This window comes from Prauserella endophytica, from assembly GCF_005146945.1.
Taxonomy (GTDB): Bacteria; Actinomycetota; Actinomycetes; order Mycobacteriales; family Pseudonocardiaceae; genus Prauserella_A; species Prauserella_A endophytica.
On record NZ_SWMS01000015.1, the window covers coordinates 50961 to 75634 of the forward strand.

At 71.9% G+C, this 24674-nt stretch carries 31 protein-coding genes; 18 read left to right on the forward strand and 13 right to left on the reverse strand.

The features are described 5' to 3' along the window. Positions 1 to 29: 29 nt before the first annotated feature. Complete coding sequence (locus FCN18_RS24645) at positions 30 to 1076, reverse strand: nucleotidyltransferase family protein (RefSeq protein WP_137096213.1); 1047 nt, start codon at positions 1074 to 1076, stop codon at positions 30 to 32. Positions 1077 to 1320: 244 nt separating this feature from the next. Here FCN18_RS24645 and FCN18_RS24650 point away from each other — a divergent pair, with 244 nt between their 5' ends. Both FCN18_RS24650 and FCN18_RS24655 read left to right on the forward strand, forming a co-directional pair. Next, the gene (locus FCN18_RS24650) at positions 1321 to 2706 is read left to right on the forward strand and encodes a helix-turn-helix domain-containing protein (RefSeq protein ID WP_137096214.1); all 1386 of its coding nucleotides are present in this window, start codon (positions 1321 to 1323) and stop codon (positions 2704 to 2706) included. 89 nt (positions 2707 to 2795) lie between these two features. Then, positions 2796 to 4226, forward strand: a complete 1431-nt coding sequence (locus FCN18_RS24655; protein ID WP_137096215.1) for an MFS transporter — start codon at positions 2796 to 2798, stop codon at positions 4224 to 4226. 4 nt (positions 4227 to 4230) lie between these two features. Here the strand turns inward: FCN18_RS24655 and FCN18_RS24660 are convergent, their stop codons facing one another. Further along, on the reverse strand, positions 4231 to 4512 hold the full coding sequence (locus tag FCN18_RS24660) for a hypothetical protein (RefSeq protein WP_137096216.1): 282 nt from the start codon (positions 4510 to 4512) through the stop codon (positions 4231 to 4233). Between the two features lie 456 nt (positions 4513 to 4968). On the opposite strand from FCN18_RS24660, the gene FCN18_RS24665 reads away from it, so the two are divergent. After that, entirely contained in the window at positions 4969 to 5571 is a 603-nt protein-coding gene (locus FCN18_RS24665) for an NUDIX hydrolase (protein WP_112272409.1), read from the forward strand. Positions 5572 to 5641: 70 nt separating this feature from the next. After that, entirely contained in the window at positions 5642 to 6031 is a 390-nt protein-coding gene (locus FCN18_RS24670) for a DUF2237 family protein (protein ID WP_113643610.1), read from the forward strand. A 112-nt stretch (positions 6032 to 6143) separates the two neighbouring features. Here FCN18_RS24670 and FCN18_RS24675 read toward each other — a convergent pair whose 3' ends face one another. The 3 genes from FCN18_RS24675 to FCN18_RS24685 are packed head-to-tail and all read right to left on the reverse strand — an operon-like array spanning position 6144 to position 7952. Then, positions 6144 to 6551: a VOC family protein gene (locus tag FCN18_RS24675; protein WP_112272413.1), complete on the reverse strand. Its 408-nt coding sequence runs from the start codon at positions 6549 to 6551 to the stop codon at positions 6144 to 6146. Then, the gene (locus FCN18_RS24680) at positions 6548 to 7156 is read right to left on the reverse strand and encodes an ArsR/SmtB family transcription factor (protein WP_137096217.1); all 609 of its coding nucleotides are present in this window, start codon (positions 7154 to 7156) and stop codon (positions 6548 to 6550) included. Before FCN18_RS24680 ends, FCN18_RS24675 begins: the two co-directional genes overlap by 4 nt. Before the next feature lie 31 nt (positions 7157 to 7187). Continuing rightward, the gene (locus FCN18_RS24685) at positions 7188 to 7952 is read right to left on the reverse strand and encodes a class I SAM-dependent methyltransferase (RefSeq protein WP_137096218.1); all 765 of its coding nucleotides are present in this window, start codon (positions 7950 to 7952) and stop codon (positions 7188 to 7190) included. Between the two features lie 54 nt (positions 7953 to 8006). Between FCN18_RS24685 and FCN18_RS24690 the strand changes: the two genes are divergently transcribed. Beyond that, complete coding sequence (locus tag FCN18_RS24690) at positions 8007 to 8612, forward strand: CYTH domain-containing protein (protein WP_113643609.1); 606 nt, start codon at positions 8007 to 8009, stop codon at positions 8610 to 8612. On the opposite strand, the gene FCN18_RS24695 is transcribed toward FCN18_RS24690, so the two are convergent. Beyond that, the gene (locus tag FCN18_RS24695; protein ID WP_137096219.1) at positions 8598 to 9425 is read right to left on the reverse strand and encodes an alpha/beta fold hydrolase; all 828 of its coding nucleotides are present in this window, start codon (positions 9423 to 9425) and stop codon (positions 8598 to 8600) included. The genes FCN18_RS24690 and FCN18_RS24695 overlap by 15 nt on opposite strands. Before the next feature lie 55 nt (positions 9426 to 9480). Between FCN18_RS24695 and FCN18_RS24700 the strand changes: the two genes are divergently transcribed. After that, entirely contained in the window at positions 9481 to 10020 is a 540-nt protein-coding gene (locus tag FCN18_RS24700) for a CGNR zinc finger domain-containing protein (RefSeq protein ID WP_137096220.1), read from the forward strand. A 133-nt stretch (positions 10021 to 10153) separates the two neighbouring features. Here FCN18_RS24700 and FCN18_RS24705 read toward each other — a convergent pair whose 3' ends face one another. Next, a complete protein-coding gene (locus FCN18_RS24705) occupies positions 10154 to 11050 on the reverse strand; it encodes a DMT family transporter (protein WP_112272425.1) in 897 nt (298 codons plus the stop codon). Between the two features lie 115 nt (positions 11051 to 11165). Between FCN18_RS24705 and FCN18_RS24710 the strand changes: the two genes are divergently transcribed. Beyond that, a complete protein-coding gene (locus FCN18_RS24710) occupies positions 11166 to 12029 on the forward strand; it encodes a LysR family transcriptional regulator (protein WP_137096221.1) in 864 nt (287 codons plus the stop codon). Positions 12030 to 12039: 10 nt separating this feature from the next. Here FCN18_RS24710 and FCN18_RS24715 read toward each other — a convergent pair whose 3' ends face one another. Next, complete coding sequence (locus FCN18_RS24715) at positions 12040 to 12423, reverse strand: STAS domain-containing protein (protein WP_137096222.1); 384 nt, start codon at positions 12421 to 12423, stop codon at positions 12040 to 12042. Between the two features lie 211 nt (positions 12424 to 12634). Here FCN18_RS24715 and FCN18_RS24720 point away from each other — a divergent pair, with 211 nt between their 5' ends. The 9 genes from FCN18_RS24720 to FCN18_RS24760 are packed head-to-tail and all read left to right on the forward strand — an operon-like array spanning position 12635 to position 20207. Then, a complete protein-coding gene (locus FCN18_RS24720; RefSeq protein ID WP_112273184.1) occupies positions 12635 to 13171 on the forward strand; it encodes a hypothetical protein in 537 nt (178 codons plus the stop codon). A gap of 28 nt (positions 13172 to 13199) precedes the next feature. Further along, positions 13200 to 13991, forward strand: a complete 792-nt coding sequence (locus FCN18_RS24725; protein WP_112272431.1) for a SigB/SigF/SigG family RNA polymerase sigma factor — start codon at positions 13200 to 13202, stop codon at positions 13989 to 13991. Between the two features lie 39 nt (positions 13992 to 14030). Further along, positions 14031 to 14546, forward strand: coding sequence for an LLM class flavin-dependent oxidoreductase (locus FCN18_RS24730; protein ID WP_137096223.1), 516 nt, complete (start codon positions 14031 to 14033; stop codon positions 14544 to 14546). 1 nt (position 14547) lies between these two features. Beyond that, positions 14548 to 15078, forward strand: a complete 531-nt coding sequence (locus FCN18_RS24735) for a 2Fe-2S iron-sulfur cluster-binding protein (RefSeq protein ID WP_137096224.1) — start codon at positions 14548 to 14550, stop codon at positions 15076 to 15078. Continuing rightward, positions 15075 to 16067 carry an FAD binding domain-containing protein gene (locus FCN18_RS24740; RefSeq protein ID WP_112272437.1) on the forward strand — a complete coding sequence of 331 codons (993 nt, stop codon included), beginning with the start codon at positions 15075 to 15077 and terminating at the stop codon, positions 16065 to 16067. Before FCN18_RS24735 ends, FCN18_RS24740 begins: the two co-directional genes overlap by 4 nt. Next, complete coding sequence (locus FCN18_RS24745) at positions 16064 to 18148, forward strand: xanthine dehydrogenase family protein molybdopterin-binding subunit (protein WP_137096225.1); 2085 nt, start codon at positions 16064 to 16066, stop codon at positions 18146 to 18148. Before FCN18_RS24740 ends, FCN18_RS24745 begins: the two co-directional genes overlap by 4 nt. Before the next feature lie 28 nt (positions 18149 to 18176). After that, the gene (locus FCN18_RS24750) at positions 18177 to 19022 is read left to right on the forward strand and encodes an SDR family oxidoreductase (protein ID WP_112272441.1); all 846 of its coding nucleotides are present in this window, start codon (positions 18177 to 18179) and stop codon (positions 19020 to 19022) included. A 15-nt stretch (positions 19023 to 19037) separates the two neighbouring features. Then, a complete protein-coding gene (locus FCN18_RS24755; RefSeq protein ID WP_112272443.1) occupies positions 19038 to 19370 on the forward strand; it encodes a DUF3140 domain-containing protein in 333 nt (110 codons plus the stop codon). Between the two features lie 48 nt (positions 19371 to 19418). After that, the gene (locus FCN18_RS24760) at positions 19419 to 20207 is read left to right on the forward strand and encodes a PIG-L family deacetylase (RefSeq protein WP_112272446.1); all 789 of its coding nucleotides are present in this window, start codon (positions 19419 to 19421) and stop codon (positions 20205 to 20207) included. Positions 20208 to 20312: 105 nt separating this feature from the next. Here the strand turns inward: FCN18_RS24760 and FCN18_RS24765 are convergent, their stop codons facing one another. Further along, positions 20313 to 21164: an SCO6745 family protein gene (locus FCN18_RS24765; RefSeq protein WP_113643601.1), complete on the reverse strand. Its 852-nt coding sequence runs from the start codon at positions 21162 to 21164 to the stop codon at positions 20313 to 20315. A 49-nt stretch (positions 21165 to 21213) separates the two neighbouring features. Between FCN18_RS24765 and FCN18_RS24770 the strand changes: the two genes are divergently transcribed. Together FCN18_RS24770 and FCN18_RS24775 are read left to right on the forward strand one after the other, a co-directional pair. Next, positions 21214 to 21567 (forward strand): ArsR/SmtB family transcription factor, encoded by a 354-nt coding sequence (locus tag FCN18_RS24770; RefSeq protein WP_112272450.1) that lies wholly within the window; start codon positions 21214 to 21216, stop codon positions 21565 to 21567. A gap of 44 nt (positions 21568 to 21611) precedes the next feature. Then, positions 21612 to 22142, forward strand: coding sequence for a hydrogenase maturation protease (locus tag FCN18_RS24775; protein ID WP_112272452.1), 531 nt, complete (start codon positions 21612 to 21614; stop codon positions 22140 to 22142). Here FCN18_RS24775 and FCN18_RS24780 read toward each other — a convergent pair. The 4 genes from FCN18_RS24780 to FCN18_RS24795 are packed head-to-tail and all read right to left on the reverse strand — an operon-like array spanning position 22092 to position 24611. Further along, positions 22092 to 22823: an energy-coupling factor ABC transporter ATP-binding protein gene (locus tag FCN18_RS24780; protein WP_112273185.1), complete on the reverse strand. Its 732-nt coding sequence runs from the start codon at positions 22821 to 22823 to the stop codon at positions 22092 to 22094. The genes FCN18_RS24775 and FCN18_RS24780 overlap by 51 nt on opposite strands. Continuing rightward, positions 22820 to 23575, reverse strand: a complete 756-nt coding sequence (gene cbiQ / locus FCN18_RS24785; RefSeq protein WP_112272454.1) for a cobalt ECF transporter T component CbiQ — start codon at positions 23573 to 23575, stop codon at positions 22820 to 22822. The genes FCN18_RS24780 and cbiQ overlap by 4 nt, the downstream gene beginning before the upstream one ends. Next, the gene (locus tag FCN18_RS24790; RefSeq protein ID WP_112272456.1) at positions 23572 to 23928 is read right to left on the reverse strand and encodes a PDGLE domain-containing protein; all 357 of its coding nucleotides are present in this window, start codon (positions 23926 to 23928) and stop codon (positions 23572 to 23574) included. Before FCN18_RS24790 ends, cbiQ begins: the two co-directional genes overlap by 4 nt. Continuing rightward, a complete protein-coding gene (locus FCN18_RS24795; RefSeq protein ID WP_137096226.1) occupies positions 23925 to 24611 on the reverse strand; it encodes an energy-coupling factor ABC transporter permease in 687 nt (228 codons plus the stop codon). The genes FCN18_RS24790 and FCN18_RS24795 overlap by 4 nt, the downstream gene beginning before the upstream one ends. Between the last annotated feature and the right edge of the window lie 63 nt (positions 24612 to 24674).

Below are 24674 nucleotides of genomic sequence, written 5' to 3' on the forward strand. Positions count from 1 at the left end.
TTCCCTTCGTCGGTGTGCGCTTGGGTGTTTCACAGCTGGCCACGGGCGTGGGCGAGCTCGTTCGGCCGTCCGACGTCCTGCCAGGGCTCGTGCATGGGCCACAGGCCGACGGACCAGCCGGAGGCGAGGCAGTCGTCGAACAGCGCGGTGATCGGGAAGAGCTTGCCGCGTGGGATGCGGGTGATCAGTTTCGGCTCCAGCACGTAGATCCCGGCGTTGACCGCCCACGACGAAAGCGGCTTCTCCACCATCCGCAGCAGCCTGCCCGCCGAGGACTCCAGCACTCCGAACGGAACCTGGTGCTGGTACTCGGTGGCCGCGATGGTGGCGACGGCGCCACTGTCCACATGCGCGTCGAGCAGGTCGGTGACCGAGAACTCGGTGACGAGGTCACCGTTCATCACCAGAAACGGATCGGTCGGTTCGTAACCGAGGTCGTCGAGCAGCCGCAGAGAACCGCCGGTTCCGAGTGGCAGTTCCGGATCCTCGCGCAGGTACTCGATCTCACAGCCGAACTGCGTTCCGTCACCGAAATGCTCCTCGATCATCTTCCCGAGGTAGTTCACGGAGATGAAAACGCGGTTTATTCCGGAGCCAACGAGATGCAAAACCAGCCTTTCCAGAATGGGCCTTCCGGCCACCGGAAGCATCGGCTTCGGAATGTTGTCGGTGAGCGGCGCCAGGCGCGTTCCGCGGCCCCCCGCCATGATGACGGCCCAGTTCTTCAGCCGCGTGGTTCCGACCAGCTCGCGCTCGCGGTGCACGCCGACAACGCGCCCCTGCTCGTCGATGACCGGGATCTCCGACAGCCGCAGCGCGCGCATCAGGTCGAGCACTTCCGCCCTGCCAGTGCTGAGTTTCGTGGTCACGACCGACTTGTGAATGAGCGGGTAGGCGGGTGCCCCGAGCCCGGCGCCCTCGAGCAGGGCGCGGCGGATGTCCGCCTCGTCGATGGAGCCGACGAGCCGGCCCCTGCCATCCACGACGAATGCCTGCCGGGCACGCTGCTTGTCAATTGTGGAAAGCGCTGATCTGATCGACGCTTCCCTGCGAATCAGCAGGTCGGCAAATGGCATGTCTCTCTCCTCCACCCTGGAAACATCGGCAGACCGCCACGTCACCCAGCGTCGCGATCGATCGACTGGAGCGGCCAGGGGACGACTTCAGGCCAACGGCGGCTTGACATTCGCGAAGAATCCAGGGGGCCACAATCCACAGGTTCGCGAAACCGTCTTCAACCGGTCGCGAAACGGACAGACGGCGGCTCGGGAAACGGCTAGCGTCGAGTTGTCCCGAACCCCGAAGGAGCGGATCACGACCATGGAACACGTGTCCGACGAACCCATCTCACAGCTCATCCGGTCTGCCCGCAGGCACCGTCAGCTCAGCCAGTACACGCTCGCCCGCGAACTGGCGACGGTGGCAGGCAAGCCGACGGTGACGCGCGACCTGGTCGCTCGCTGGGAGCGCGGGCACCAGATTCCCCGGCACGGCTCGCGACAGTGGCTTTCGGTGGTCCTGCACATCCCCCAGGACCGGCTCGACGCCGCGGCCGCCGCGTCCCGGAGGCGGGCCAGGCTCGGACACGCCGTCGTGACGAGCAACGCGCCCGTCAAGCCTGGGCCGACGCGCCGCGCCCAGGGCACTCCCGCGCTGCTGCCGGTGTTCCGTTCACGTGTGCAGGCAGGCATTCTGGCCGCGACGCTGCTCAATCCCCACCGCTCGTTCAGCCTCTCCGAGCTCGCGGAGCACGCGGGCGGCTCGCTCGCCTCGGTGGACAAGGAGAGCCGGATGCTGGAGGTCGCGGGCATCCTCACCAACCGCGTCGACGGCACGATCCGGCTCATGCGCGCCGCGGACGACAACCCGATGATCGCCCCGCTGACCGAGCTCATCAAGGCGACCTACGGCGTGCCCCAGATCGTCGGCGAGGAGTTCGGCCGGATCCCCGGCGTAGCCAGGATCGTGCTCGGCGGCACGTGGGCGGAGCGGTTCGCGGGAATACCCGGCGCCCCGGCGGAAAGCCTCGAGATCCTGCTCGCGATCGCCCCCGGCCAGCCCGAGGACCACGACGCGATCGACGTGGCCGCACGGCGCACGCAGACCCGGCTCAAGTGCCACGTGCACGTCGCGACCCGGCCACTCGAGGCAAGGCTGGACTACCTCCAGATCCCCCGGCAGCGGCGCGGCCAGCCCGTGGTCGAGGTTGCTCCCGTCCGGCCGCGGCAGCGTCCGGCGACCGGGATGCCGTGGCCGGACGGCCGCGCGGCACTCGCCAAGATGATCGACTCAGGGCAGCTCGACCTCGTGAGCGGCCCCGCCGCGAACAGCCGTCCGTTCATGGACCTCGCGGGCCGACACCTCGACGCCGCCGAGCAGTTGCTCGACACCTCACCGCCGTCCGCGTTCCTGCTGCTGTCGCACGCGGCCCAGCTCGTCGCGTCGGGTCTGCTGGCGCACCAGGGACTGCGCCCCGCGGTCGGCGCGAACGACCACCTGACGGGCGACGCGGTGGCCGCCCAGTTCGGCCACCAGTTCTCGCAGGTGGAACTGCTGCGGCAGCGGTCGATGGAGCTGAAGAACCCCACGAGTCGCGACAGCAGGGTCACCGGCGACGAGGTCAAGACCTATCTCACCACCGTGCGATCACTGCTGTCGGTCGCGCACAATGTCACGAGCACTCTCGGGACCTTCATCCAGCGTTAGCCGATCGAACTCGTGAAGAGGGACGCTGCGTTGCCCGCACCACGCCATCGACCGGGGCTCTCCGCCGTGCGACCACGACGGAGAGCCCCATGACGACGGCGCCGAACGCGCCGGTTCCGAGACCCGACCGCACCCAGCGCCGATCGGCGGTACTGCTGGTCATGTGCCTGGTGCAGTTCGTCGTGCTCGTCAACGCGATGTTCATGATCGTCACGCTGCCGGCGATCCAGCACGACCTGCGGTTCGAGGACGACAGCCTCACCTGGGTCGTCAACGCCTACACACTGCCACTGGGCGGTTTCCTGCTGCTCGGCGGCCGCAGCGCCGACCTGTTCGGGCGCAAGCGGGTTTTCGTGACGGGGCTGGCGTTGTTCTCGGCGGCCTCGGCGCTGTGCGGTCTCTCCACGACGCAGACCGGGTTGCTCGCCTTCCGCGCGCTGCAGGGGCTCGGCGCCGCGCTGCTGGCCCCGGCCGCGCTGTCGATACTCACCACGACGTTCTCCGACGGGCCCGAGCGGCGCAAGGCGCTCGCGGTGTGGAGCACGGTGAACGCCGGCTCGAGCGGCGTCGGCCTGCTGCTCGGCGGCGTCCTCACCGCGACGGTGTCCTGGCCGTTCATCTTCCTGCTCAACGGGATCGTCGGGGCGACCATCCTGCTCGTCTCCTCGCGGATCGTCCCGGAGTCGCGGGTCCCGGGGGTCGGCGGCTTCGATCTCGGTGGCGCCGTCACGGTCACCGCGGGCATGCTCGCACTGGTCTACACCGTGCTGCGTGGGCGGCAGCACGGGTGGGACGACCCGGTCACCCTCGGCGCCTGTGCCGCCGCGATCCTGTCGCTGGCGGCCTTCGTGCTGATCCAGCGGATCCGGCGCGCACCGCTCGTGCGCCTGGACGTCTTCCGGTTGCGGACGCTGACCGCCGCCAACGCGACCATGTTCCTCGTCGCGGGTGCGCCGGCGACCGTGTTCTACCTGCTCACCATCCACCTGCAGGAGGCGCTGGACTACAGCCCGCTGACGACCGCGTTCGCACTGCTGCCCGCCGCCGCGACGGTCGCGCTCGGTTCCCTGCTCGCCCCGCGCCTGCTGCCGCGCCACGACCCGAGGGTCGTGCTCGTGGTCGCGCTCGCCTTGGTGGCCCTCGGCGTGACGCTGCTGGCGAGGGTGGGGCCGGGCAGCGACTACCTCAGCGAGGTGCTGCCCGCGCTGTGCACGATGTTCCTCGGCTGCAGCTGCGCGATCCTCACGCTGTTCATGCTCGCGACGACGCGGCTACCCGAGTCCGACGCCGGGCTGGCCTCCGGGCTGATCAACACGACCCTTCAGGTGGGCAGCGGCCTGTGGCTCGCGGTGCTGTCCTCCCTGGCGGCGCTGCGCTCCGGCCTCACACCGGGCGGCTACACCGTGGCGCTGTGGGGCGTTGCCCTGCTGGCGGCGTCGGCGGCGCTCGTGGTGCTGGTCCTGCTGCGGCGCAAGCACGTCTCGGCCGCCGACCTCTCCGAAGCGGACCGTCATGGCTGAGGCGTCAGCGCACCAGCCGGGCCGGGGTTCTCGCGAGGGCCGCGATGTCGCCGCCGAGCTCGGCCCCGGACCGCTGTGCCGAAGGCGTCGCCGCCGTCGCGTAGTCGGCCCATGCCTTGACGCGGCGGCGGAACACCGCGCCGTCCTCGCCCTCGACCGTGAGCCGGACGATCGGCGCGTCCACCCCCTGCGTGATGAGCGGCCCTCTGGTCAGGACCTTGTGCCAGCGCAGGCCGTCTTCGGTGTAGACCACACTCGGCGCGAAGTCCCGTCCCAGCATCGGCATCGACCTCCTCGTCCGGCGTCACGGCGCGGGCGGTCTTCCAGAGGAGAGCCACACCGGACCGCGTTTTGTTGTATGAAACTACGACTTTGCTTTTCGCGCAACCCTTGTTGGCCTCTCGAGCCAAGCGACGGATTTTGGTGAGTGAGACCCACGAACTCAGGAACGCTCTCCGCCCGCGCGATGGCCATCCTGCGAGCCGCCGGGCCTGCTGGGTCAGCGCGTCCCGGTGCGAATCACCGAGGCAGGGCGCATCCCGCCTGCGCTACCCGGCTCGGCCACCCGACCGCGAGTCCCCCGCTCGCACGGCCGCCGGGAACGCGCAACTCGCCGTCGGGAACGCGCAACTCGGCGTCGGGAGCGGGGGACTCGGCGTCGGGAGCGGGGGACTCGGCGTCCGGAGCGGGGGAGTCGCGGCCGGGACGGTCGCCGGGCCGAGTATGCCCGTACGATGGCCGGATGCCGCAGGTTGCCCGCACCGACGTCGAAGGAGCCCTCGCGGCGTTTCCAGCCGTCACCGAGCCCCGGAACGGCAAGCGGGCGGCCGCCGTCGCCATCACCCTCGTTGAGCGGGACGGCACGCAGGGCATCTGGATCACCCGGCGCGTGCCCACCCTGCGCGCACACGCCGGGCAGTGGGCACTGCCGGGCGGCAGGCTCGACGACGGCGAGGACGCGGAGGCCGCCGCGCTGCGCGAGCTGCACGAGGAGCTGGGCGTCGAACTGGGCCGGGACCGGGTGCTCGGCAGGCTCGACGACTACGTGACGCGCTCCGGCTACGTGATCGCGCCCGTCGTCGTGTGGGCGGGCTCCGAGCCGCCGGTACGGCCCAACCCGGCCGAGGTCGCCAGGCTCGTCTTCCTGCCGCTGGCCGACCTCGACGTGGAACCCCGGTTCGTCCGCATCCCCGAGTCCGAGCGCCCCGTGATCCAGCTGCCCGTCCTCGACACGCTCCTGCACGCCCCGACCGGCGCCGTGCTCCACCAGTTCCGGGAAGTCGTGCTACACGGGCGGCCCACCCGCGTCGGCGGCTTCGAACAGCCGGTGTTCGCCTGGCGCTGACGCCGGGGGGACGTCACCGGGCCAGGCCAAAGCACTGCCGCCCTGGCGGCGCATCTGCGAGGCTGGGGCCATGACCGATCGGAACGTGCTCGGCGGGAACCTGGAGCCCTGCGGCACCGACCCGCTCACCGGTTTCTACCGCGATGGGTGTTGCAACACCGGGCCCGACGACCTGGGCAACCACACCGTCTGCGCGGTCGTCTCGGCGGAGTTCCTCGCGCACCAGAAGGCGACGGGCAACGACCTCGTCACTCCCCGCCCCGAATACGGCTTCCGGGGGCTCACCCCAGGCGACCGCTGGTGTGTGTGCGCCGCGCGGTGGCTCGAGTCCTACCACGAGGGGCACGCGCCGCCCGTCGTGCTGGCCTCCACACATGAGCGGGCGATCGAGGTGATCCCCCTCGACGCGCTGCAGGAGCACGCCGTCGACGTACCGGCCGACCCCAGCGGGCTGTTGTGACGGAGCCGGCGCCCGGGGTCGCCGTATCTGCCGCGCCCGCGGCCTCGTCGTGCTCACGGGAATGGCCGCGCGCCCGCACCGCGACGCCACGCAGGCCCTCTCCAGGGCGAAGTCAGGCGGACACGATCATGATGAGGTTGCCGCACGTGTCGTCGAAGACGGCGCTGTTCACCTCGCCCGTCAGCGTCGGCTCGCCCTGGAACCGCACCCCGAGTGCGGACAGGCGCTCGTACTCCTCGTGCACGTCGTCGACCGTGAACGTGGTCCACGGGATGCCCGCGTCGTAGAGGGCCTGCTTGTACACCTGCGCGGCGGGCCTGCCATCGATCACCACGGCGGGGTTGGCGTCCGGTTCGAGGAGCAGTTCGACGTCGTCGGGGCCGTCGGGCGAGATCACGGTGAGCCACTTCGCCCCGCCGGCGGGGAACTCGTTCTTCTTCACGAAGCCCAGCACGCCGGTGTAGAAGGCCAGGGCCTTGTCCTGGTCGTCGACGAGCACGCTGGTGAGGCTGATCTTCACGACGGCTCCTTCCCAGGGGCCTTGTCCGGGTTCGGGTACGGATGCACGGCGACCACGATGCGGTGGTCGCGCCCGCCGGGCGCGGCCTCGTCGTGGTACTTCGACACGAGGCCCGCGACGGCGGTGGCGAGCTCGTCGGCGAACGCGGCCCGCTCGGCGGCGGAGGCGAAGCGCACCTTGCCGTCGACGGCGAAGGTGGCCAAGCGCTTGCGCGCCTGCCTGGCGCCGGTGATCAACTCGCCCATCTCGCGCACCATGCGCGACGCGAGCGCCAGCAGCCAGCGGGCCGAAAGGCGGTCCGGCGAGTCGTCGGGGTCCGGCTGCACGTCACCGAGGACGTTCGGCGAGATCACGTACGACGACGCCGTCGCCCGCAGCACCCGCTCGTTGACGTTGCCCTTGCGGCGTTCCTCGACCAGCTCCACGAGCCCGTGCCGCTCCAGCGCGCGCAGGTGGTAGTTCACCTTCTGCCGGGGCAGGCCGATCCGCTGCGCCAGTGAGCTTGCGGAGCCGGGCTCGGCCAGCTCGGCGAGCAGCCGGGCCCGCACCGGGTCGAGGGAGACCTCGGCCGCCCCCGGATCGTCGATCACCGCGACTTCGTGCATGCGCCCACCGTGTCACCGACAATAAGTCTTGTCAAGACACGCTCAGTTGTCGGCTCCCTCGTTTGACCGCCAGCGCGTGAAGCACCAGGGCCGCCTGTCGCGTGTGCACGGTGCCTGCTCCCGCGGCATGGAGACTCTCGGCCAGTTCCTCGGCGCCCAGCAGCACGAGGCCTGCGGGCGAGTCGGTGATGAGCTTGCCGATACGCGTGGTCAGCCTGCCGCGCGGACTCGGCACCATGATCGCGAGCCTGCCGCCCGGCGTGAGCACCCTGACCAGCTCGGCCACCACGTCGAGCGGGCGAGGGATCAGCTGCAGCACGGCCAGGCACGTGACCGCGGCGAACGTGCCGTCGTGGAACGGCAGCCGCGTCGCATCGGCGCGCAGGAACCCGACGTTCGGCGCACCGTGGTCACGCACCGCGCGCTCCAGCATGGACTCCGAGATGTCCACACCGAGGGCCAATCCACGCGGCCCCACAGCACGGCCCAGTTCCGCCGTGATGTCACCAGGGCCGGAGCCGACGTCGAGGGTGAGCCCGCCGTCGGGCACCCGCAGCACCGACATGGGTGGGCGCAGCGAGAGGAAGACCTTGCGGGTGAGCCGTTGCGCGGTGTCGTAGACCGCGGCGCCCGCGGTTGACTCCCACGCCGCCTGGATCGGGCCCGGCGGCTCGCGGTCCACCGGACCGAGCAGGTCGAGGTACCCGCGAGTGGTGTCGGGCACGGCCGGCGCCTCCTTCAGGAGCGGCAGCGTGCGGCTGATGGCTTCCGGCGGTACGTGCTCCAGGCGATCCATGCCAGCAGACAGTAACGTCGGGGGCATGGCCGAGCACAGCGAGGAGAGGCGAGCATGATCGAACGAGAGGCCAAGTTCGAACTGGACCTGGACCTGCCGGTGCCGCGCCTCGACGGTGTGGGCCCGGTGGCCAGGCAGGGCGATCCCGTGAAGTCGGTGCTCGAGGCGACCTACTACGACGCGCGGGACTACCGCCTGCTCGGCTCCGGCGTCACCCTGCGCAGGCGCACCGGCGGAAGCGACGCGGGCTGGCACCTCAAGCTTCCGCGCCCGGACGGGCACCGCGAGGAGGTGGCCGAGCCGCTCGGCGGCCCGGCGGGCGCGGTGCCGCCGTCGCTGGCCGAGCGCGTGCGCGACCGGCTCGGCGACGAGACGCTCGTGCCGGTCGCGCGCATCACCACCACGCGGTACTCCTACTCGCTCCTCGACGCCGACGACCGTCCACTCGCGACCCTCGTGGACGACCACGTGACGGCGGAGGCCGCGGGCACGGGCACGGGCCTGGACAGCTGGCGGGAGCTGGAGGTCGAGCTGGCCGACTCCGCCGAGGAGAGCCTGCTCGGGCTGGTCACCGAGGCGCTGACGAAGGTGGGCGTGCGCCCGTCGCGGTGGCCGTCGAAGCTGCGCCGCGTGCTGGGCGACCGGCTACCGCCCGGCTGACAGGAACTCCGTCAGGGCACCGGTGAGCCGCGCGGGCGCGTCCTCCTGCGCGAGGTGCCCCGCGCCGTCGAGCAGGGTGAGCCGCGCGCCGGGGATCCGGGAGGCCAGATCCTTGCCGCGTTCGAGGGGCAGCCACGAGTCGGCCGTGCCCCAGCACACGAGCACGGGCAGGTCCAGCTCGCCAAGACGCGGTTCGATCTCGTCGGTGTAGCGCTGGTCGGCCTGCGCGATCTGCCGGTAGAACGCCGCTTGCCCTTCCTCGCCGAGCCACGGCTCGACCAGCGCGTCCAGCGTCGCGGGGTGCAGGCCGGGGCCGCTGGCCGTGCCCACGTACTCGCGCACGAGCGCCCGGTGCAGGTTGGGCGGCAACCGCTCGAAGACCGGCGCGTTCCCGGCGACGAGCCGGAAGAATGGCGAGCCCCACGGGGCCAGCGCCACCACGTCGACGAGCGCGAGCCGGGCGTAGGCGGCGCCGTGCAGCAGCCGCGCCCGCAGTGACACGGCACCGCCGAAGTCGTGCGCGACCACGGACGGCTCGCCGAGGTCCCAGTGTTCCAGCAGGGCGGCGAAGATCTCCGCCTGCGCGCGCAGCGAGACGTCCTGACCCGCGCGCATGTCGGAGCGCCCGTAGCCCAGCATGTCCCACACGTAGACCTCGTGGTGCGCGGCGAGAGCGCGGCCGACGTCGCGCCAGACGCAGGACGAGAACGGCGTGCCGTGCAGCAGCACCACCGGCGGCCCCTCGCCGAACCGCGCCCAGCGCACCGTGCCGCCCGGTGTCTCGTACCGCTCCGGCAGTTCCCATCCGGCCATGGCTCCCCCTTGGGTCCGTTACCGCCTTAGCGGTTATGACGGTAACATCACCGGCATGGTCCACGCACGCTCCGGTGCGCCGGGGGAGCTGGGCGCGCTCGAGAACCTCTGCAACTCGGCGCGCCTGCTCCGCACGGAGGACGCACTGATCACCCCCGCCAGCACCGCGGCCTGGCTGCGTGAGCACGGGCTGGAACTCGGGGAGCCGAACCGCGAGGAGCACGAGCTGCTCCTCGCGTTCAGGGAGACCGTGCGCGACCACCTCGCCGGCGCAGATCCGGCCGCGAGCGCCGCGCCGCTGAACCGCTTCGCCGAGTCCACTGTGGCCGGTGTCCGGTGGTCGGACTCCGGTGAACCCGAGGTGCCGCCGAAGAAACCGGGCGGCGTCGAGGGCTATGTCGCATCGCTGCTGGGAATTCTGTTCACGGCGGGGCTGCTGGGCGAGCTGGAGCGGCTGAAGGTGTGCCGCAACCCGGACTGCCGCTACGTGTTCTACGACCGCTCCCCCGGCCGCAACAGCGTGTGGTGCAGCATGGACATCTGCGGTGCCCGGCACAAGATGCGGACCTACCGCTCACGGCACGCGCGCCCCTGAGCCACCCAGCCGCAGTGAAGGCCACCTTCACTGCGTTGGTCAAACACAGCGGCGCGTCAGCGTCTCCGATTGGGCGGTGGTGGGCGACGAGTGGGCGCAGGCATGGTGGCCTTCACTGCGGGCCGGCAGCGGGTCACACGTGGCTGGGTTCCCGTGGCTTCGCCGGGGACGACCTCGCCAGGAATACGCCGATCAGCACCAGCACGGCACCGCCGAGGGTGTTCCAGCCGATACCCTCGCCGAGCAGGGCCACGCCGATCGCCGTCGACCACAACGGGGTCACGTAGGTGACGGTCGAGGCGACCGTGGGCCCCGCCGTGCGGATCACCCTGAGATTGAGCACGTAGGCGACGCCGGTCGCCCCCGCGCCGAGCACCACGAGCGCGAGCGCGGGACCCGCACCCGGCCACACCGGCGCGCCCTCGGCGAGGGGCGTGACGAGCAGCAGCTGCGCCGTGGCGGCACCGATCTGGGTCGCCGACAGCACCGTCGCCGACTCGTGCCGCTGCGAGAAGAACCTTCTGGTGTAGGCGAAACCGGCGCCGTAGCACGTTGTGGCCGCCACGCACGCGAGGCTGCCCGCGAGCACCCCGCCGCTCGCGCCCTGCCACACGCCCAGCAGCACGAGCACCCCGGCGAACCCGGTGAGCAGGCCGGCGACCCGCGCGGGCGTGGGCCGCTCCGATGACACCAGGGCGAGCGCGAACAGCAGCGTCGTCAGCGGAGTCGTCGCGTTGATCACCCCGGCGAGCACCGAGCTGACGTGCGTCTGACCGTACGCGACGAGCGTGAACGGCACCGCGTTGAGCAGCGCTGCGACCACGGCGGCGTGGCCCCAGGTCCGGGGGTCCCTCGGCAGCGGCGTGCGCAGCACGGCGCACAGCACGAGCAGGGTGAGGGCGCCGAACAGGCACCGCCAGAACGCCACCCAGAGCGGCGCGACGCCCGCGTCCACCGCGATCTTGATCAGCGAGAAGCTCGCGCCCCACATGGCCGAGACCAGCACGAAGCCCGGCAGCCAACGGATCATGTCCCCACCTTCCCCCTCTCACCGGCCACGGGTCCGGCGATTTCCGGTCACGACCTTGCCCGCGGGGCGATAATGAGTCCAACAAGTTGTTCCGCCATGACTATGAGAGTTGCTCATGAGCCTGAACCTGGCGCAGCTACGCGCGTTCGTCGCGGTGGCCGATGAGGGTGGCTTCGGTGCGGCGGCGGGCGCGCTGGGGGTCAGCCAGTCCGCGGTCTCGCACGCGGTGGCGGCGCTCGAGAAGGCCGTCGGCCTCCCGGTGCTGTCCCGTGACCGCAGGCCGAGGCCGACGGCGTTCGGAGAGGACATCCTCGTGCACGCGAGGGCGGCGCTCTCGGCGGCGACCGCGATCACCACGCTCGCCGCCGAGCACACGGGGTCGGCGAAGGGCACTGTTCGCCTCGCCGCGCCGCCGAGTGTGTGCCAGGGGCTGCTGCCCGCGTTGCTGGAGCACTGGGCCGCCGAGCTCCCGCACATCTCGGTGCAGCTGTTCGAGGGCGAGGACGACGAGGTGGCCGAATGGCTGGGCAACGGCACGGCCGACGCCGCCGTGCTGGTGGACCCGGAGCGCGACACCGGAACCGTGGTCGGCGAGGACGTCTTCCACGCTGTGGTGCGCCGGGATCACCCGCTCGCCGGCGAGGCCGCGATCTCGGTGGCCGACCTCGCCGACGACCCGCTGCTGCTCTCGGCGGGCGGCTGCGAGCCGCACGTCCGGCGGCTCTTCCGCGCGGCGGGCACTCCGCTCAGGGCGACCCACCACGTGCGCGAGCTGGGGACGCTGCTGGCGATGGTGACGCACGGCGTTGGCGTGTCGGTGGCGCCGGGGCTGGTCTCCGCGTTGCTCGGCCGTGAGCTCGTGCTCGTGCCGCTGCGGGAGACGGTCGGCCGCCGCCTGGTGCTGACCGGACCGCAGCACCAGCCCTGGCAGCCCGCGACCACCGCGCTGGTCGCGTCGGCCCGCCGCCGAACTCGGTGACTAGATCGATTCAGTGGACGCGGGCGCCCGCCGCGATGCCCGCCTCGCTGACGGCGGCGATCGCCTCGCCCAGATCGGGGTAGACCGGCAGCGAGCGGTCGAGCCCCGTCACGGACAGCGGGCGCAGCACCGGCTGGCGTCCCGTCAACGCCCACGGGAGCGCGCGCCGCCCCGCCGCGGTCGACAGCCGCACCAGCAGCGACAACCCCGCCGCGCCGAAGAAACTGGTCTCGGTCAGGTCGAGCACCAGGGAGCGCGCCACCCACAACTGCTCGTCGACACAGTCGCGCAACGCGGGCACGGCGATGATGTCGACCTCGCCCGCGACGTGCGTCACCACGAGCCCGGCCCGGCCGGGCTCGACTCTGATGTCGATGGTCCTGACGTCATCCACTTGGTCGCCGCCTTCCGGTTGCTCGCGGTCTCGCGGAGAGCCGGCTGGGACACGGGTTGCTACAGCTCAACCACCTGCTGCGACCGTACGCGCACCGCGCGTCGGCACGCAAGACCGGTCACCGTTCGTGAATCGTCCATTATGGACTGTTTTGCGCTCGCCGCGGTCCGGGTAACCGGCGGTCGCCACGAAGCGAGTGAAGGAGCTGACGATGTCCGAACCGCGTGCGGAGGGGCCCGCCCTGGTGTGGGCGGGCGAGAGCGGCGCACCCGTCGTGCTCGTCCTGGACCCGTTGGGAGAGGCCAAACACGAGGAGATCCCGCCCACGTGGAACGAGATCGCGGGTGACCGGCACGTCTGCTGGTGCCGGCTGCCCGTTGCGGGAGGGCTCACCGAAGCCGAGGAGCTGATGGCGGATCCCGACGCGCTCGGCTCGCCGGTCGACATCGTGGTGAGCGGGCCGAACGCCTTCGATGGCCTCGACATGGCCGCGCGGCACACCGGCACGGTGCGATCCGTACTCCTCGTCGACCCGGAATCCCACAGCCTCCACGACGGCGAAGACCGAATGTCCACACGGAGGAGTGAACTCGAGGGCGCCGGGATCACGGTCACCGTCGTCGCGCGCACCTTCGAGGGCGACCGCGACCGGATCGGACCGCCGCTGCCGCTGGGACATCCCGACGTCGTGCAGGAAGTTCACAGCACGCTGACCGCATTGGACGCCACAAGCCGTGGCGGTGTGTGACCCGCAGCGGAGCGGGGTAGCCGTTCCCGTGACGTCCGAGCAGCAGCCTCAGCCGGAGGTGCCGGAGCAAGGACGCGGTTACGAGGACGTGGCGCCCCTTCTGACGGAGCTCGCCGCGCTCCCGAGGGAGGATCCTCGGCACACTGCCTTGCGCGAGGAGGTCATCACCCGGTGCCTCCCGCTGGCCGAGCACATCGCTCGCCGGTTCTCCGGCCGCGGCGAGTCCCGCGACGACCTCCTACAGGTGGCCAGGCTCGGGCTGCTCAACGCGATCGACCGGTTCGACACGAGCCGGGGCACGGAGTTCGTCGCGTTCGCCGTGCCGACGATCATGGGCGAGGTGCGCAGGCACTTCCGCGACGCGAGCTGGGCCGTGCGCGTGCCACGCAGGCTGAAGGAACTGCACCTCGCGCTCAGCCAGACCAGCGGCAGGCTCGCCCAGCGGCTCGGCAGGGCGCCGACGCCGAGCGAGCTCGCCGCCGAGCTGGATCTCGACCCCGAGGACGTCTGGGAGGGACTGCTCGCGGGCAACGCCTACCAGTCGGTGTCGATGGACGCGGCACACAACGAGGACGGCACCCTGCCACTGGCGGAGACGGTCGGCGAGGACGACGCCGAGCTGGAGCACGTGGAGTACCACGAGTCCCTGCAACCGCTGCTGGCGCAGCTGCCCGAGCGCGAGCGGCGCGTTCTGATCCTGCGCTTCTACGGCAACATGACCCAGACCCAGATCGCCGAGCGCGTCGGGATCTCGCAGATGCACGTCTCCCGGCTCCTGGCGCGCACGCTCGCGTTTCTGCGGGCCAGGCTCACGGAATAGCCCGTTTGGCCGTCCGGCACGGAGGGTACTAGCGAGAGCATGGTGAGCATCGGCTACGCCTCGGCCTGCGACGAGTTCCGGCCGCACGAGCTCGTGGACCGGGCGAGGCAGGCCGAACAGGCGGGGCTCGAGCGCCGGTGGATCTCCGAGAGCCACCGGCCGTTCGTCCGGTCGGTGATCGGAGCCCACTCTCAGCCGACCTCCCTGCCCGTCACCACAGCCGCGGCCTGTTCGCCGATCCGCGCCCACCCCGCCGTGATCGCGCAGGCCACGGCGACGGCCGCCGTGCAGTGCCACGGTGGGTTCACCCCGGACCCCGACACCGCCGGAGCGCGCCGACCCCCACGCGACCGGCAGTCGGTGGTCAGCGAGTCGGTGGATCTCATCAGGGCGCTGCACGACGGCGAGGAAGTGCTCGTGTCGATCAGCATGAGCGCGCTGAACCCCAAGGGGGCCAGGCCCGCCGGGACGAAGGCCCGCGGCCTGTGCACCGTCGTGCCCGGCATCGACACGGGCCACGACGAGAACGTGCCCCCGAACGTGCCCCTGGACTGACATGGCCGACACCGAGTCCGAGATCACCCTCCTCGTCGACGGCGTGCGCCGCTCGCTGGCGGTCGACAACCGCGTGACGCTGCTCGACGCGCTGCGCGATCGGCTCGGCGTCACCTCGCCCAAGAAGGGCTGTGACCACGGTCAGTGCGGCGCGTGCACGGTGCTGCTCGATGGGCGGCGGGTGACCACGTGCCTCACGTTCGCGGTCGCCTGCGACGGCGCGGAGGTCACCACGAGCGCGGGCCTCGCCACCGACGGGCGGCTGCATCCGCTGCACCAGGCGTTCCTCGACCACGACGGCTTCCAGTGCGGCTACTGCACTCCCGGCCAGATCTGCTCGGCCGCGGGCCTGCTCGACGAGGCCGGGGCCGGCTGGCCGAGCGCGGTCACCGCCGACGTGCGCACCGCACCCGCGCTCGACGAGGAGGAGATCCGCGAGCGGATGAGCGGCAACCTGTGCCGGTGCGGCGCCTACGTCAACATCGTCGCCGCGATCTCCGAGGTGGCCGCGAAGGCGGAGCCCGCGCCGTGATCCCCTTCGACTATCGCCGGGCCGACGACGTGGACAGCGCCGTCGCCACGGTGACGGGCAACCCCCGGGCCGCGTTCCTCGGCGGCGGCACCAACCTCGTCGACCACATGAAGCTCGGAATCGCCGAGCCGGAGCTGCTGGTCGACGTCACCGGGCTGCCGCTGGACCGCGTCGAGGAGCTGCCGGACGGCGGCCTGCGGATCGGGACGAACGTGCGCAACAGCGACCTCGCCGCCCACCCGCTCGTGCGCGAGCGGTACCCGGTGCTGGCGCAGGCCGTGCTCGCGGGCGCGTCCGGGCAGCTGCGCAACCTCGCGACCACCGGCGGGAACCTGTTGCAGCGCACGCGATGCGTGTACTTCCAGGACGTCACCACGCCGTGCAACAAGCGCACCCCCGGTGAGGGCTGCGCCGCACTGCACGGCTACACGCGTTACCACGCCGTGCTCGGCGCCTCACCGCACTGCGTGGCCGTGCACCCCTCCGACCTGGCCGTGGCGCTGACCGCCCTCGACGCGGTGGTGCGGGTGCGCAGGGCCGACGGCGAGCGCACCGTGCGCGCGTCCGCGCTGCACCGCCTTCCCGGCGCCCACGCCGAACGGGACACCGTGCTCGAGCACGGGGAGCTGATCACCGCCGTCGACCTGCCCCCGCTGCGGTTCGCGGCGAACTCGCGGTACCGCAAGGCCAGGGACCGCGCGTCGTACGCCTTCGCGCTCGTGTCGGTGGCCGCGGCACTCGACGTCGCCGACGGCAGGGTCCGCGACGTGCGGCTCGCGCTCGGCGGTGTAGCCCACAAGCCGTGGCACGCCACGCTCGCCGAGCACGCGATGCGAGGTGGACCGGCCACTGTGGACGCCTTCCAGGCCGCGGCCGATGCCGAGCTCGCGGAGGCGGAACCGTTGCCGGACAACGGGTTCAAGCTCAAGCTCGCCCGCAACATGATCGTGTCGGCACTTCGCGGGCTGGCCGGGGAGGACGCGCCGTGACGGGACTGCTGCGACCACGGTCGATCGGCGCCAACCGGCAGCGGGTGGACGGACCCGCGAAGGTCACCGGCACCGCCCCGTACGCCTACGAGCATCCCGTGCCGAACCCCGCGTACCTCCACCCCGTCCAGGCGACCATCGCGCGCGGCGACATCACGGACATGCGCACCGACGAGGCCGTCGGGCTCGATGGCGTGCTGGCCGTGCTCACCCCCTTCGACGCGCCGAGGCTGGAGACCGGGCAGGACGCCGAGCTGGAGATCCTCCAGTCCCCCGAGGTGCACTTCCGGGGCCAGCTGATCGGTGCCGTGGTGGCCGAGACACCCGAGATCGCCAGGCAGGCGGCCGGCCTGGTGCGGGTGAGCTACGCGCGGCGGGACCACGACGTGTCGCTGTCGGCCGACCGTTCCGATCTCTACCGTCCCGACGAGGTCAACGCGGGCGGCGAGACGGACACCCGGCAGGGCGATCCGGACGGCGCGTTCGCCGGTGCGGCCAGGGCCGTCGACGCGACCTACACCACGCCGATGTACCACAACAACCCCATGGAGCCGCACACGACGGTCGCGTCGTGGGACTCGACGGGGCTCACGATCTACGACTCGACGCAGGGCGTGCACACGATGCGGCAGGTGGTCGCCTCGACGTTCGGCATCGAGGAGAGCGACATCCGGGTGGTCGCGCCGTACGTGGGCGGCGGGTTCGGCTCGAAGGGCACGCCGCACGCCAACATCGTGCTCACCGTGCTCGCGGCCAAGCGCATGGCCGGCAGACCGGTGAAGTACGCGCTCACGCGGCAGCAGATGTTCTCGTTCGTCGGCTACCGGACGCCGACCATCCAGCGGGTCCGGCTCGGCGCCGACGAACACGGCAGGCTCGTCTCGCTCAGCAACCACGTCGTCGAGCAGACCTCGCGGATCAAGGAGTACGCCGAGCAGAGCTGCGAGCCGGCCAGGAAAATGTACGCCGCGCCGAACCGCGGGACCAGCCACCGCCTCGCGCCGCTCGACGTGCCGGTGCCGTCGTGGATGCGCGCGCCCGGGGAGTGCCCCGGCATGTTCGCGCCCGAGGTCGCGATGGACGAGCTGGCACAGGCCTGCGACCTGGACCCGATCGAGCTGCGCGTGCGCAACGAACCCGAGACCGACCCCGCCTCGGGGCTGCCGTTCTCCAGCCGCAACCTCGTCGCCTGCCTGCGCGAGGGCGCGCGCCGCTTCGGCTGGGCCGGGCGGCCCGCCCTGGCGCGCTCGACGCTGGAGGGCGGCTGGTGGGTCGGCACGGGCGTGGCGAGCTCGGCCTACCCGGTGCACCAGTCGCCAGGGTCTTCGACGGCCACCGTCCGGTTCACCGCGGACCGGCGCTACGAGGTGCGCATCGGTGCGGTCGACATCGGCACCGGCGCGTGGACGGCCCTGACCCAGATCGCGGCCGACGCGCTCGACGTGCCGTTCGAGGACGTCGACCTGCGCATCGGCGACACCGGCCTGCCGGCCGCGGCCGTGGCGGGCGGGTCGTCGGGGATCACGAACTGGGGCTGGGCGATCGTCGAGGCCGCGAGAGCGTTCCGCGAGAAGTTCGGCGCCGGCCCGAGTCCTGGCGACGAACGGACGGCGACGCAGCCGGAGAACCCGCACACCGAGCGGTTCGCCATGAGCGCCTACGGCGCGCAGTTCGCCGAGGTCCGGGTCGACACCGACACCGGCGAGGTCAGGGTCCCGCGGCTGCTCGGCGTGTTCGCGGCCGGGCGGATCGTCAACCCCCGCACCGCGCGCTCGCAGTTCGTCGGCGGGATGACGATGGGACTGTCGATGGCGCTGCACGAGGAGAGCGTGACCGACGAGCGGTTCGGCTTCGTCGTGAACCACGACCTCGCCGAGTACCACATCGCCGCGTGCGCGGACGTGCGGTCGGTCGAGGCGCACTGGCTCGACGAGCACGATCCGTACGTCAATCCCATGGGCACCAAGGGGATCGGGGAGATCGGCATCGTCGGCACGGCGGCCGCCATCGCCAACGCCGCCTACCACGCGACGGGTGTGCGGGTGCGGGACCTGCCGATCACTGCCGACAAGTTCCTGTGAGCACAGTGAGTCGAGGAGGGGTTCGTTCGTGAGCCAGCCAGCACAGAGCCAGCAGCCGCCGGGCGAGACGGGGCCGATGGAGCCCCGTCCGCGCGACGAGATGACCGACTACGTCGGCCGCGATCTGCTCAAGGGAAGGCGGGCACTGATCACCGGCGGTGACTCCGGGATCGGGCGCGCCGTGGCCGTGGCCTTCGCGAAGGAGGGCGCGGACGTGGCGATCGCCTACCTGAGCGAGGACGCCGACGCCGAGCACACGAAGAAGCTCGTCGAGGAGCAGGGCAGGCGGTGTGTGCTGCTGCGCGGAGATCTCGCCGAGGCCCGGCAGTGCACCCGCGTGGTCGAGGAGACCGTGCGGGAGCTGGGCGGGCTCGACCTGCTCGTCAACAACGTCGCGACGCAGCGGGAGCTGGAGTCGGTCGACGAGCTGACCGACGAACAGTGGACGCACACGTTCGACGTCAACATGCACAGCTACTTCCGGGTCACCGCGGCGGCGCTGAAGCACCTGCCGGAGGGCAGCGCGATCGTCAACACGGGCTCGGTGAACGGCTTGCGCGGCAACAAGAAGCTCATCGACTACTCGGCGACGAAGGGCGCCATCCACGCGTGGACGATGGCGATGGCGCAGGCGCTCGCCCCACGCGGGATCCGGATCAACTGCGTCGCACCGGGTCCGGTGTGGACACCGCTCATCCCGTCGACGATGTCGGAGGAGCACGTCGAGAAGTTCGGAGGGAACGTCCCGCTCGGGCGCCCGGCCGACCCGGACGAGCTGGCGCCGTCGTTCGTCTTCCTGGCGGCCGAGCGGCTGTCGTCGTACTACACCGGCGAGGTCATCGCCGCGCTCGGTGGCGAGACCACGCCGGGCTGACGGAAGGAGGAACCCATGGCGGATCAGCGGACGGACGAGCTGTGGACCGAGTTCCACCGGGTCGTCAACATGACGTCGCGGGAGCTGGCGGAATGGCTGCGCACGGAGGCGGCGTCGCCGGTGGACGAGGAACTGCCGGACCATGCGGGCCCGCACCTGGGCCAGCGGGTGCTGGAGATACTGGGCAAGCGCAAGACGGACCTGGACACCGACGACCGCAAGGTGATGCAGAAGGTGGTCGACAAGGTCCACGCCCAGCGCCGCGACGACCTGGAACCGACGGCGGGCCAGGCCCACTGGAGGCACAGGCTGATGTCACTGGGCCACGACCCGCTCAAGCCGGTCTAGCCGCACCAAGGGTCGCCTCCGGGCGGGGACGGCGATTAGCCTCGCGGCATGGCGACTCTCGTTACCTTTCACGCCCACCCCGACGACGAGTGCATCGGTTGCGGCGGCATCATGCGCAAGGCCCACGAGGAGGGGCACCGGGTCGTGCTCGTCGTGGCCACCCGGGGTGAGCACGGCGAGGTGCCCGACGGGTTCCTCACCGACGGTGAGCCGCTGTGGGAACGCCGTGTCGCCGAGACCCACGCCTCCGCCGGCATCCTCGGCGCCCAGCGCGTCGAGTTCCTCGGCTACGTCGACTCCGGGATGATGGGCACGCCCACCAACGACGCGCCCGGCTCGTTCTGGACGACCCCCGTCGAGGACGCCGCCCAGAAGCTCGCCGCCATTCTGCGCGAGGAGTCCGCCGACGTGCTCACCTGCTACGACGACAACGGCGGCTACGGCCATCCCGACCACATCATGGTCCACCGCGTCGGCATGCGCGCCGCCGAGCTGGCCGGCACCCCGCGCGTCTACCAGGGCACCATCAATCGCGACCACATGCTGCGCGGCAGGCAGGCGCTGGCGAACGTTCCCGAGCTCGCCGGGACCGACATGCAAGAGCCGGACGAGAACTTCGGCAAACCGGAGTCGGTCATCACCGCCGCCGTGGACGTCACCCCCTACCTCGAGCACAAGCGGCACGCCATGCGCGCGCACGCGAGCCAGATCAGCGAGCAGTCGTTCTTCCTCGCCATGCCCGACGAGGCGTTCGCCTACGCCTTCGGCACCGAGTGGTTCATCCGCGAAGGACAGGGCCCCGGCATCACCGAGACCGACCTCCTCGCGGGGCTGTGACCACCGACGATCCCATGCTGCACGCCGCCGCCATGTCCGCCGAGCGCGCGATCCCGCTGTTCGTGCTCGACCGCACCATGACCGGCGGACGGTTCAACAACCGACTCACGGCGCCGGGGCGCCGACCGGGTTCGGGAAGGGCACGACCTCGGTGGCGAGCGTGCGCGCCGCGGGCCGCAGGAACGCCGCAAGCGCCGTCAGTTCCGTCCCCGGCACCACCCCGTACGGCGGCGCGGCGAGCGCGTCGGTGCGCCGCTCGATGTGCTCACGCAGCGCACCACCGCTCTCGCTCAGCGACCCCGCCCCGGTGAGCAGTCCGCGCTCGCGCAGCCGCTCGGCGGCCTCGGCCCATTCCTGCTCCGTCCAGCCGCGGGCGGGCTCGGTGACAGCCCTGCTGCCGTCGGCGGCGTCACGCAGCACGTGGGCCTCCACGCCGTCGATGCCCTCCGAGACGAGCACGGCGACGTGGCCGTCGCCCCGGTGTTCCCGCAGGGTCGTCGCGGCCTGCCAGAGCGCGGCGAGGGGCTCGTCGGGCCAGTCGAGCGCGGCGTTGGCGGCGGCCAGCGGCCGGCCGGACCACGAGACGGCGCCGACGATCCGGTGCAGCACCTCCACGGCCACGGCGAGCCGGGAGTCCTGGCGCAGCGACGGGACGTACGCGTCGAGCGCGGCGACGGCGCCCTCGCTACGCGCGGCAAGCGCCTGCGCCGGGGTGGCCATCTCCCACACGGCGGGGATGGAGCGGGCGAGGAAGGACGGCGCGAAGTTGTGGAAGGCAGCCGTCACCGTGCCGAGGCCCGGCACACCCAGCGGGGCGGCCCGCATCGCGACGTAGCCACGCCAGAACCCGCGCAGGCCCACGGCCTCGTGCGCGGCCCGCGCCTGAGGAGCGAAGTACGTGACGTCGTGCACCGGCTCCAGCAGGATCCACAGCGAACGGGCGGCTTCGGGGCTCACCGGCTCAGTATGCCGGAGCCACGAGCGCCGGCCGTGGGATCATGGCCACGTGCCGAGCACCTCCGAACGCCGCCTGATCGACCCGCCGAGGGTGGAGGCCGCCTTGGCCGGGCTCGGCGACCGCGAGACCGTGCAGGAGTGGGCCGGCCGGTTCTCCGTGCTGGCCGATCCCTCACGGCTGACGCTGCTCGTGTGCATCCACTACGCGCGGGAGATCTGCGTGTCCGATCTCGCCGTGGCCGCCGGCATGAGCGACACGGCGGTCTCCCAGGCGCTGCGGCTGCTGCGCGCGCACGGTCTGGTGACCGCGCACCGCAGCGGGAGGGTCGTCTACTACCGCCTTGCCGACGAGACGCTGCACGAGCTGATCCACCACGTGCGGCCGCACACGACGACGGAATAGCCTCACGCATTGTGTGGCCTCGGCCACAGTTCTACCGTTGAGGCATGAGGCCACGAGTTCTCCTCGCCGGCGTCGGCAACGTGCTGCTCGGCGACGACGGTTTCGGCGTCGAAGTGGTCCAACGGCTCGAGGGCACGGTGCTGCCGAGCTGGGTGCAGATCGCGGACTATGGCATCGGCTGCGGGCGGCTCGACCGCCTGCTCGGCGGGTACGACACCACGATCCTCATCGACGCGACACCGCGCGGGGGCCGCCCCGGCGAGGTGTACGTGATGGAGGCGGAGCTCGACGAGCACCCGTCGTGCATCCCGGCGCTGCTCGACCCGCACGGCATCCGGCCGGAGGGCGCGCTGCGGCTGCTGCAGGTGCTCGGCGGAGACGCGGGCCGGGTGCTCGTGGTGGGCTGCGAGCCGATCAAGCGGACAGGCATCGGGCTCAGCTCCCCCGTGACGGCCGCGGTGGCCGAGGCCGTGCGGGTGGTCACCGACCTCGTGTGGGGCACGGACCCGCGCCGCCCGGTGACCTCAGTCGAGCCGGAAACCCCACGGCAGCTCGAGGCGATGGGCGGCGAGTAGGTCCCGGTCGGCGAGCAGGTCGCGCGTGGGCCGGTCGGCCACCACCACGCCGCGGTCGATCAGCACACTGCGCGGGCACAGCTGCAACGCGTACGGCAGGTCGTGGCTGACCATCAGCATCGTGCGGCCCAGCCCGAGCAGCAGCTCGGCGAGTTCCCTGCGCGCCAAGGGCTCGAGGTTCGACGACGGCTCGTCGAGCACGAGGATGTCGGGGTCGCACGCGAGCACGGTGGCGAGCGCGACGCGACGCCGTTGGCCGCCGGAGAGGTGCATCGGCGAGCGGTCGGCGTGCGCTTCCATGCCCACAGCGGAGAGCGCCTCGCGCACGCGCGCGGGGACGTCCGCCTCGGGCACCCCGAAGTTGCGCGGCCCGAACGCGACGTCCTCGGCGACGGTGGGCATGAACAGCTGGTCGTCGGGGTCCTGGAAGACCACGCCGACGCGGCGCCGGATCTCCTTGAGCGTGCGCTTGCGCACGGGCACGCCCGCCACCTCCACCTGCCCGCGCGTGCCGGTCAGCACGCCGTTGAGGTGCAGCACGAGCGTCGTCTTGCCCGCGCCGTTGGGGCCGAGCACGGCGACGCGCTCCCCCGGCTCGACGCGCAGGTCGACGCCGGCGAGCGCGCGATGCCCGTCGGGGTAGCTGAACTCGAGGTCCTTGACTAGAAGCGCGGCGGTCACGTCGTCCACAGTGCCGTCCCGCACACGAGCGCGGTCACCAGGGCCGGGGTGACGCCGGCGAGCCAGCGCCACGGGCCCGCTCCCGGCGAGGGCGGCACCGGCATGGCACCCGTCCAGCCGCGGGCGAGCATCGCGAGGTGCACGCGCTCGCCGCGTTCGTAGCTGCGCAGGAACAGCACGCCGATGCCGCGGGCCGTGGCGGCGGCCTGCCACAGGAAACGGGGGTCGTGTCCCCGGCAGACGCGGGCGGTGCGCATGCGCCGCGCCTCGGCGGCGATCACCTCGGCGTAACGCAGCATCAGGCTCGCGATGGTGGTGAGCAGCCGGGGCGCGCGCAGCCGTTGCAGGCCGACGACGAGGTCGCGCGGATGGGTCGTGGCCGCCAGGGTCAGCGACACGAGCACGCCGAGGGTGCCCTTGGCGAGGATGTTCCACCCGGCGAGCGCGCCGTCGACCGACACGGACACCCCGAGCACGTCGGTGCGCGGCGCGCCGCCCGTGAACGGCAGCACGAACGCCAGCAGCACGAACGGCACCTCGATGAGCGCCCTGCGCGCGTACCAGCCGAGGGGCACGCGCACCACGGCCCACACGGCGAGCAGCACCACCAGGTGGAGGCCGAAGGCCCAGAACGCCTCGCGCGGCGTCGCGACGACGCACAGCACGGCCGCGAACGCGCCCACCACCTTCACCTCGGGTGGCAGCCGGTGCACCGGCGAGTCGCCGGGCCGGTGCAGCACCGTGGCGCTCACGGCCCTCGCGACGTGTCCCGGCCGGAGCGGGATCGCGTGCGCAGCGACCAGAACAGCCCGCCGGACACCACCAACGTCGCCAGCACCCCCAGTACGCCGGCGAGGCCGGTGAGCCCGTCGTCGCCGCCGACCGTGTAGTCGGCGAGCGGCGAGTCCGCGAGCGCGTGGTCCTCCGCGTGCGCGGCAGGACACGCGCCCTGAAGCCGCCCCTCGATCTCCGTGCAGCCCCGCGTGGTCACATGGTCGAGACCGTCGGGGTCGCCGTCGGCGAAGTACGACACCACCCCGGCCAGCACCAGCGCCACCACGGCGAACGCCGCGAAGAACCACGCTCCGCGCTTCGCCGCGCTCACCGGGCCAGCTCCCTCGCCACCGGCGCCCCGCGCAGCAGATGCACCAGGTCCGGCCGCGCCGAGGCGACGGCACCCACCGTGAGGGCCGTGATGACGCCCTCCCCGATGCCGATCAGCACGTGCACGCCGAGCAGCGCGGCCGCGAACCCGCCGAGCGACACCGCGCCCTGCCCGCCGATGGCGTACTCCACGACGAATCCGCCCGCCGCGACCACGGTGTTCACGAGCGCCGCCGTGAACGCGACCGCGAGCAGCCCCGCCCTCGACCGCGTCGCGAACCGGCGCAGCGCCACCGCGACGAGATACCCGGCGGCGGTGCCGAGCAGCGCCATGTTCGTGATGTTCGCCCCGAGCGCGGTGAGCCCGCCGTCGGCGAACAGCAGCGCCTGCACCACGAGCACCACGCTCACGCACAGCGCGCCGGTCCACGGCCCGACCAGGATCGCGGCGAGTGCCCCGCCGAGCAGGTGACCGCTGACCCCGGGCAGCACGGGGAAGTTGAGCATCTGGACGGCGAAAACGAACGCCGCCACGAGCCCGGCGAGCGGCGCTGTGCGGTCGTCGAGCTCCCGCCGCGCCCTCACCGTCGCGACGGCGAGGCCGGAAACGGCGACAGCCCCGAACAACAGCGACGTCGGCGCGTCGAGCAGTCCGTCGCTGGCGTGCATCGCGAGCGTGCTCATCGACGCCTCCGGGGGTGCTCGCCTCATCATCTTTTCAGCCGCTCAGATGTTAGACGTGGCGGC

Bases quoted from the DNA above. Each gene is read 5' to 3' on its own strand.
- FCN18_RS24755 (WP_112272443.1), top strand. From the start codon at position 19,038: ATGGCGGATCAGCGGACGGACGAGCTGTGGACCGAGTTCCACCGGGTC.
- FCN18_RS24690 (WP_113643609.1), top strand. From the start codon at position 8,007: ATGATCGAACGAGAGGCCAAGTTCGAACTGGACCTGGACCTGCCGGTG.
- FCN18_RS24705 (WP_112272425.1), bottom strand. From the start codon at position 11,050: ATGATCCGTTGGCTGCCGGGCTTCGTGCTGGTCTCGGCCATGTGGGGC.
- FCN18_RS24670 (WP_113643610.1), top strand. From the start codon at position 5,642: ATGACCGATCGGAACGTGCTCGGCGGGAACCTGGAGCCCTGCGGCACC.
- FCN18_RS24645 (WP_137096213.1), bottom strand. From the start codon at position 1,076: ATGCCATTTGCCGACCTGCTGATTCGCAGGGAAGCGTCGATCAGATCA.
- FCN18_RS24735 (WP_137096224.1), top strand. From the start codon at position 14,548: ATGGCCGACACCGAGTCCGAGATCACCCTCCTCGTCGACGGCGTGCGC.
- FCN18_RS24730 (WP_137096223.1), top strand. From the start codon at position 14,031: ATGGTGAGCATCGGCTACGCCTCGGCCTGCGACGAGTTCCGGCCGCAC.
- FCN18_RS24795 (WP_137096226.1), bottom strand. From the start codon at position 24,611: ATGAGCACGCTCGCGATGCACGCCAGCGACGGACTGCTCGACGCGCCG.
- FCN18_RS24710 (WP_137096221.1), top strand. From the start codon at position 11,166: ATGAGCCTGAACCTGGCGCAGCTACGCGCGTTCGTCGCGGTGGCCGAT.
- FCN18_RS24655 (WP_137096215.1), top strand. From the start codon at position 2,796: ATGACGACGGCGCCGAACGCGCCGGTTCCGAGACCCGACCGCACCCAG.
- FCN18_RS24775 (WP_112272452.1), top strand. From the start codon at position 21,612: ATGAGGCCACGAGTTCTCCTCGCCGGCGTCGGCAACGTGCTGCTCGGC.
- FCN18_RS24680 (WP_137096217.1), bottom strand. From the start codon at position 7,156: ATGCACGAAGTCGCGGTGATCGACGATCCGGGGGCGGCCGAGGTCTCC.
- FCN18_RS24695 (WP_137096219.1), bottom strand. From the start codon at position 9,425: ATGGCCGGATGGGAACTGCCGGAGCGGTACGAGACACCGGGCGGCACG.
- FCN18_RS24660 (WP_137096216.1), bottom strand. From the start codon at position 4,512: ATGCCGATGCTGGGACGGGACTTCGCGCCGAGTGTGGTCTACACCGAA.
- FCN18_RS24700 (WP_137096220.1), top strand. From the start codon at position 9,481: ATGGTCCACGCACGCTCCGGTGCGCCGGGGGAGCTGGGCGCGCTCGAG.
- FCN18_RS24685 (WP_137096218.1), bottom strand. From the start codon at position 7,952: ATGGATCGCCTGGAGCACGTACCGCCGGAAGCCATCAGCCGCACGCTG.
- FCN18_RS24760 (WP_112272446.1), top strand. From the start codon at position 19,419: ATGGCGACTCTCGTTACCTTTCACGCCCACCCCGACGACGAGTGCATC.
- FCN18_RS24650 (WP_137096214.1), top strand. From the start codon at position 1,321: ATGGAACACGTGTCCGACGAACCCATCTCACAGCTCATCCGGTCTGCC.
- FCN18_RS24720 (WP_112273184.1), top strand. From the start codon at position 12,635: ATGTCCGAACCGCGTGCGGAGGGGCCCGCCCTGGTGTGGGCGGGCGAG.
- FCN18_RS24665 (WP_112272409.1), top strand. From the start codon at position 4,969: ATGCCGCAGGTTGCCCGCACCGACGTCGAAGGAGCCCTCGCGGCGTTT.